The 7,739-nt window shown below is 36.9% G+C and carries 6 protein-coding genes and 1 pseudogene; 6 read left to right on the top strand and 1 reads right to left on the bottom strand.

The window, feature by feature from the left end; translation table 11 throughout:
* The coding region (locus tag V7149_RS24400; protein ID WP_335348160.1) for an MBL fold metallo-hydrolase at positions 1-394 on the bottom strand (394 nt) is incomplete at its 3' end.
* 780 nt (positions 395-1,174) lie between these two features.
* On the opposite strand from V7149_RS24400, the gene V7149_RS24395 reads away from it, so the two are divergent.
* From V7149_RS24395 to V7149_RS24370, 6 genes and pseudogenes are all read left to right on the top strand, one after another.
* Positions 1,175-2,719, top strand: coding sequence for an AMP-binding protein (locus V7149_RS24395; RefSeq protein ID WP_335348159.1), 1,545 nt, complete (start codon positions 1,175-1,177; stop codon positions 2,717-2,719).
* Between the two features lie 88 nt (positions 2,720-2,807).
* On the top strand, positions 2,808-3,599 hold the full coding sequence (locus tag V7149_RS24390; protein WP_335348158.1) for an enoyl-CoA hydratase: 792 nt from the start codon (positions 2,808-2,810) through the stop codon (positions 3,597-3,599).
* A 360-nt stretch (positions 3,600-3,959) separates the two neighbouring features.
* Positions 3,960-4,742: an NUDIX hydrolase gene (locus V7149_RS24385; protein ID WP_335348157.1), complete on the top strand. Its 783-nt coding sequence runs from the start codon at positions 3,960-3,962 to the stop codon at positions 4,740-4,742.
* Positions 4,743-4,802: 60 nt separating this feature from the next.
* A complete protein-coding gene (gene pnuC, locus V7149_RS24380) occupies positions 4,803-5,498 on the top strand; it encodes a nicotinamide riboside transporter PnuC (protein ID WP_335348156.1) in 696 nt (231 codons plus the stop codon).
* Positions 5,499-6,527, top strand: coding sequence for a multifunctional transcriptional regulator/nicotinamide-nucleotide adenylyltransferase/ribosylnicotinamide kinase NadR (gene nadR, locus V7149_RS24375; RefSeq protein WP_335348155.1), 1,029 nt, complete (start codon positions 5,499-5,501; stop codon positions 6,525-6,527).
* A 404-nt stretch (positions 6,528-6,931) separates the two neighbouring features.
* Positions 6,932-7,739 (top strand): annotated as a pseudogene (locus V7149_RS24370) (excalibur calcium-binding domain-containing protein); the annotation flags it as partial.

Here is a 7,739-nt window from a genome sequence, read left to right as displayed (position 1 = left end):
CCTCCCCAGCATACACAGGGAATCCCTCCGCTTCGCCATAGGATGAAGTATGTAAGGCCTGAACCATTGTTACATGTACATCATCTAGCGAAGCGCTCCCGCTGAAATTAATCGGAAAAACATTTTTCATTCCCTTTTGAAGAAGAATCATGGCTAAATCATACTGTGCAACAATCATGATATCTGGTTTATATTGAATAAATTTAGATAAACCGCTCGTATGATCTAAATGGCCATGAGTCAAAAAAACAGCATCTATTGATTTGTAAAAATCAGCATGATCTAACTCCTTTGCAAAACCAGGATTCATATCGAAAAACGGATCAATCAGATAATTTTTTCCTGTTTTGCTTTTTAATACATACATCGCATGACCTAAACGCCATATTTTCATATATTGCCTCCTCGTAAAGCGGATTATTATCTTCTATGAATAAACTTATGAAGACTGAAAGATATTGATGTATCTTTTGCTCATTCTCCAAAAAAGAACATAATAATTTCCAATTCCTCTTAATCTCCCTATCCATAAAAAAATTACGTTTTTGCTGTCCTTTTATATTTACTTGTTTGTTCCTTAAGATAGGACCCATAGGGAATAAAAAGAGGAAAAATGTTCTGTCTCATCACAAAACGAGTATACATGCTATATAAGCGATTGTAACCAGAAGGTCTTAGGTACAAGCTTTTACTTCTATGGTAGTTGCTGAATCTTGCAATATTGGATTCATCCTAGGTTGAAAGAAAGAGAGGTCCCTAGTGGATCACTTCTCCCCCTCTCTGTTTACTCCAGCCCTTATAACATTTTGAGCTTTGTTGGCTGCTTGGACATCCTATTGCCTTGCGCAGTCATCTTATTCTCCCTGCATGGTTCAGATACATTTCATTTTTACTCGAAACATTGATGACTTCACACGAAGAATTGTAAATCTAGCAGGCTATGACATCAAAATTTGGTGACTATCCCCAAGTCCGTTAAAGAAATGGGGGATAGTCACCTTTCTTTGAAGAATTATCCAGTATTGGAAATGATTTTTCCGGTTAGGCAGAAAAAAACAAAGGCAAATACGGTCGGTGAATTCGGAAAATATTGATAATAACGACTTTGGAGTTTTGGCACTAAACTTGCAACGTAAAAGGTGAGAACGATGCACAGGAAATGGGGGAAATTTCATTGGATGTAGGTTTTATTACAAGAAAAATGGCAAATGATTTAAATCCGTTGAATCAAAGAAAAATAGCGATACGGGAAGAAACGGGAAACTCATGGACGTATTCGGATCTGCACCATATATCAAACGCTTATGCAAATAAGCTATGCGAAATAGGTGTACGAAAAGGAGACCGTGTTGGTATTTTGCTTTATAACTGTCTCGAATATTTCGGACTCTATTTTGCTATTGCAAAAATTGGAGCTGTTGCCGTTAGGCTTAATTTTCGGCTTTCAAGTGCCGAGCTTGAATATGCATTAAATGATTCGCAGACGAAAATATTATGCTTTCATTCAAACTTATCCCAAAAGCTGGAATCGGTTCTTCATCAAGTTTCTGTTGAGCATTTTATTTGTCTAGAAAATAGTAAAAAAGTGATTCCAAGTTGGTCTAAGCCTTGGAGTATTTTAACAAGCGGTTCAGCAGATGAAGTCGAAGTCATTCACATAAAGCAAAATGATCCAGTTATGCTGATGTATACATCAGGGACAACCGGCAGACCTAAAGGTGCAATTTGGACCCATGATACAACATTCTGGTTTTCAGCTATACAGGTATTAAAATGGAAGTTTACTGGGGAAGAAATTGGCATGACGACTGGACCTCTCTATCATGTTGGAGCGATGGAAGATATTGCACTTCCCATCTTGATGATGGGCGGATCTGTCATCATTACTAAAAGCCAAGGCTTCGAGATTGGAAGAATTCTTTCTGTAATTGAACGCGAAAATGTAACTGATTGCTTTTTATTCCCATTTATGATTTATGAGATGCTAAATTATCCTGAGTTGGATAAGTATCAGCTAAAGTCGTTAAAAACGATTTATTCCGGCGGTGACCCGTTAATGCCATGGGCACTTGAACAGTTAAATAAGAAGTTTCCGCATCTTGGGGTTGTTCAAGTTTACGGTTTAACTGAAGGTCAGCCAATTGCGGCTGCGCTCGATTCAGAGGATGCTTTTACGAAAGGCCATACAGTTGGAAAGCCAATGCCTCTTACAGAAATTAATATTATTGATGATAATGGAATGCCTCTTCCTATTGGAGAAATTGGAGAAATTGCAATTAAAAGTCCGGGCGTTTCAGAGGGGTATTGGAGGAAGCCGGATGCAACAATGGAAACATTTGTGAATGGTTGGTGTAAAACAGGAGATTTGGGAGTATTCGATCAAGATGGTTATCTATCAATTGTAGGCAGAAAAAAGGACATGATTCGAAGCGGCGGTGAAAACATTTATGCTGCGGAGATTGAAGATATAATATATCGGCATCAGGATGTGAAGGAAGTTTCTATAATTGGCATTCCTGACCCGAAATATATAGAAGCTGTATGCGCTGTTATTATTAAGAAAGAAGGGTCAAATCTTACAGAAGAGGATGTAATTGATTTCTGTAAACAATACTTGGCAAGCTATAAGAAGCCTAGAGAAGTAAGATTTGTTGATGAAATACCTCGTACTCCATCCGGAAAGGTGCAAAAGTATATTTTACGAAATCAGTTTAGCTGAGTGAGTTAAATAATCCCTCTCTTTAAAGGAATTTACAATCTAAATGGCAGTTAAATTCTATCTAATCAGAAAGTTGAGGAGAAATCCGATGAATAAGGTTCAAGTAGTTTCATGGTCGAAGCAGGGCCAAATCGCAAAAATTGTGATCGATAATCCGCCTGTAAACGTACTTAGTGCTGGCGTTTTAGAACAATTGAATCTTGTGATTGATGAAATTGAAAGTGATTCTGAAATTAAAGCTGTGATTATTACCGGTGAAGGCGATAAAGCTTTTGTAGCTGGAGGAGATATTAAGGGATTCCCGGAATGGATGGGAAAAGGAATGGAGGAAGCGAAGCAAAAGTCACTTTGGCTTCAGGAACCACTTAACAAAATTGAAAGTTTGTCACGGCCAACGATTGTTGCCATAAACGGGGTGGCATTAGGCGGAGGATGTGAACTTGCTTTATGCTGTGATATTCGAATAGCAGAGGAACAAATCAAGATTGGTCTTCCCGAAATTAAATTAGGTTTATTCCCAGGTGCTGGAGGCACACAAAGGCTTCCGCGCCTAGTTGGCAAAGCGAAAGCAAAAGAAATGATTTTCACTGGTGAGCCTTTAACTGCAGAAGAAGCCAAAGAAATCGGGCTAGTCAATCACGTCGTTCCTAGAGGGAAATCTTTTGAAAAGGCGCTGGAGCTCGCAAAGTCTATTAGCAGCTTTTCTTTACCTGCTCTTACTTTTGCTAAACGTTCTATTGACATTGGCTGCGAACAACCGCTTCATGAAGGCTTAGTTACGGAAGCTGAAAATTTTGGTCATGTTTTTCAAACAAACGATGTAAAAGAAGGCGTTGAAGCGTTTATCCAAAAAAGGGAACCTAAATTTACCAATAACTAAACTAAATATGTCGAAGAGCAACTGAATGTTTATCCTTTTCACGAAGCGAAGTCCAGCGGAAGATGCATGCCATAGGAGATCTGAACCCAAAAAGTTAGACAATTATTTAGGCTGCTACTTGGGTATGAGTACGGTATTCATTTATGTGCCTATGACCTTTAGGTAGTAATAGGTCATAGGCATAAGCTTTTGGAGCCCACTTTATATAAAAAAGCTACTTATGGATGGCTTTGAATCCTTAATAGGAGACAATTTACATATTTTCTCAAAAAACGTAGTGACAGACAATACAACAATGTGATATTATGTTTATAACAATTAACAAAATGTTAATTATAATACAATAAAGGTGATTAGAAGATGAGCGAGGAATTGTTAAATTATGATGTGAGCAAGTATCGAACTCCTGATGGTTATACGAGTGATATTGCTGTTTTTACTATTATTTCTACTGAATTGGGTCCATATAAACCCCCACAAAAAACTTTAAAAATCATGCTCATTAAACGAGCAGGGAAAACAAAGGAAGGTGACCTCAATATAGAAGCGGGGAAATGGGCATTGCCAGGTGGGTTTATTAAACCGGAGGAAACCGCATATGATGCAGCTGTTAGAGAGTTAAGAGAAGAAACAGGAGTCACAGGGTTAAGAATCAAGCATTTTGGCGTATACGATCAATTTGGCCGTGATAGGCGGGGATGGATTATTTCAAATGCCCATTATGCAATTGTACCAGAAAATAAGCTCGTCAAAAGGAGAGCAGCAGATGATGCAGCAGAGGTAGAGCTATTTTCGATGGACGAAGTGTTTCAGCTCGAGTTGGCTTTTGACCACAGGCAAATTATTGAGGAAGCTTTATGGTTTATCAAAAAAGATATGTCCTTAACAACGGTGGCGAAAAACTTCTTGCCAAAGCAATTTGTCCTTTCAGAACTGCAAGGGGTTTTGTTAACCGTCATGGATGAGCCTTGGCTTAAACTTGATTCTCAATTTTTTCGGAAAGCCCCAACCTTACCTTTTATCGAAAAAGTCATAAAGGATGGAGAACCGCAAAAAACAAATCGCTGGTCGAAAAATAAAGCACAGCTGTATCGATTTAATGATTACGAGCCGTATGTATCGATATATAATGCAAAATATTAATTTTTTTACACTTTATAATTAACAGTATGTTAATTGATAATTAGTAAGGAGTGATGAAAAATGTCAATTTGGAAAGATTGGACCATTTTTGAAAGGTTATGGCTTCTAACCTTTACGCTTATTAATATTTACTTGTTTTTTGCCTGGGATGATTCAATTCTAGGATTGATTACGTCCATTTCTGGAATGCTTTGTGTTGTTTTAGTCGCGAAAGGGAAAGTGAGTAATTTTTATTTTGGCATTATCCAAACAGGAACCTATGCCTATATCTCGTACGGTTACGGCCTATATGGTGAGGTAATGCTCAATGCCCTGTTTTATTTTCCGCTTCAGTTTGTTGGGATCTATCTATGGAAGAAGCATACAACTAACAACAAGGTAAAAGGAGAAGATATTCAAATCAACACTTTAACGAAAAAAGGCTGGATCACCACGATGACATCCTTTCTGATTGTCTTTGTTCTGTATGCGCTGCTTTTACAAAAAATCGGAGGAAATGTGGTGTGGATTGATTCTGCAACCACGATATTATCCGTCATTGCCCAAATCCTCATGTTAAAAAGATACACGCAGCAATGGTTATTTTGGATCGGGGTGAATGTGTTATCAATTGTACTTTGGGTGAAGGCATTGATCTTACAAGGTGGCAACGATGTGTCGATGCTTGTCATGTGGTCGGCCTTTCTAATCAATAGCATATATGGTTATTACAATTGGACGAAAGTATATAAAAAACAGAAGGGAGAAGTGATGTAAATGAAAAAGGTTGGATTTTTTGGAGGAAAGTTTTTGCCTATGCATCAAGGGCATGTGTATGCAATTGTCAAAGCTTCTACGATGGTGGATGAATTATACGTTGTCCTTTCTCATAGTGAAAAGAGGGATCGGGAATTATGTGATGGAAGCAAGCTATCCTACATTCCAGCTCAGATTAGGCTGCGATGGCTCTCACAATTAACAAGGGAAATGGAAAATGTCAAAGTTGTAGAAGTGGAGGATAAAGACGGCAACGAGGATTATAACTGGAAAGAAGGCTCTTTGAAAATACGACATGCGATTGGGAAAGAAATCGATGTTGTCTTTAGCTCCGAAATCGAATACGAACCAATTTTTATAGAATTATATCCTGAAGCGAAACACATCCTGATTGATGAAAAAAGAGACCAGGTGGAGATTTCTGCTACCAAGATTCGGGAAAAAGGGATCTTTGAATATTGGGATTACATTCCCGAGGTGGTAAAACCGTATTTTATTAAAAAGGTAGTCATTTTAGGGACTGAAAGCTGTGGGAAATCCACTCTCACTAGAAATCTAGCACTCATTTATAACACAACCTATGTTAATGAATACGGAAGAGATTATTGTGATTACTTAGGAGGCTGTGACGGGATCATTATTGTGGAAGATTACCCTATGATTGCGTATGGCCATAAACTTAAAGAATATGAAGCTATTAAAAATGCCAATAAAATCGTCTTTATCGACACCGAAGCTGCGGTTACTCAATTTTACTCTGAGCTGTACAATCAAAAACACCAAACAGTCTTAAATGAAATTGCTCGAATTCAAAAATATGATTTATGTCTATATTTAGAGCCTGATGTTAAATGGGTCGATGATGGATTAAGAGTGCATGGGGAGCAAAAGGTAAGGGAAGAAAATAATAACCGGTTGAAGGAAATATTGGAGGAGAATGGGATTGAGTTTGTGAGTATTAGCGGGACGTATCAAGAGCGTTTGGGAAAAGCACAGGAGTTGATTGGTAGATTGTTAGAAGGGATATAGAGGGAACTGTACCTTGTCCAAGCTTCAGAAGACGAGAGAGATTGTGTACCAAAAATGAATCTCAATGAAGCTAAAATTTTATCCCTAATTAGTTTAGGTGACGAAGGAACGATCCAAGAAGTTGGAAATTAGATAGAAAAGAAATTTCTAAATAGATGGAAGACATTTGAACTTTTCTATCCAAGTTCTTTTTAGCTGTGTAAAAGAAAACACAGTATTAATTATTTATGACTACCTCAAGAAAAGCTGATTCGTAAACCTCTTCGAATTATGTAAAAAAAAGAAATCACAAATCACTTGTAATAAAGTGGTATAACTGTATGATTTTTTAAATTTTAATTGTACCCACAATTATATACAATAATGTTAATAAGCAACAATGGTTTTAAATATGGAGGTACTTAATGGAGAAGTGGATAGGTAAACGACCTACAATTGGTCAGAAAGCGTTAGTTTCAAAGTATGAAAGATTATTAGTACAAGCACAAAATACAATAATAACTTCTACCGAAAAAGTTCTAAAAGTTATTGAGGCAGAATGTGATAAAAAAAGCGGACGTGAACTAGACGGAGTATTAATATTGACATCAGAATCTATCATTTTCATGTCTAAACGTGAACACATGGTATATAAATACTCACAAATTAGTGATATTGATGTTCGAAATGATGGTAAGGACAAACATGAGTGGCAGATAACTCTTAAAATTGGGCGATCTAAGCGTACATTTGATGATATTAAGAAAAATGATGATAGTCAAGAATTTATTGAAACTCTTGAACAAATGATTGTAAATCAATCTCATGAGATACATACAACTGTTACTCATGACTTTGACTATTTCTTACATTCTGAAAGACTTGCAGATTTACGAACTCGTGGAATCAAAATTACAACATTTCTAATGAAACGAGATGATCTAGGACATACAAAAAATGGCGAGAGACTTCTGCGTGAAAAACATAAATATGCTGCTGAACTCATTGTTGAGGGTTACTACCACGAAAAACAGAAAAAGGGTAACTTTATTGTAATAGATAATGGTGTACTACTATATGAATATAATGATAAGGAACGAAAAGCTCAACAGATTCACATTTGGCCTTTAGTTTTCTTTTCAAATACAGTTATTGACCATTATGCAATTAAAACTGTAATTAGTAATAATGAAGGCAAATTAGTAATGAATAGTTCTGGTAAAAAGTTTACTG

This window comes from Bacillus sp. JJ1503, from assembly GCF_036965125.1.
Classification (GTDB): domain Bacteria; phylum Bacillota; class Bacilli; order Bacillales; family Cytobacillaceae; genus Cytobacillus.
This window is presented reverse-complemented; position numbering and strand designations above follow the sequence as displayed.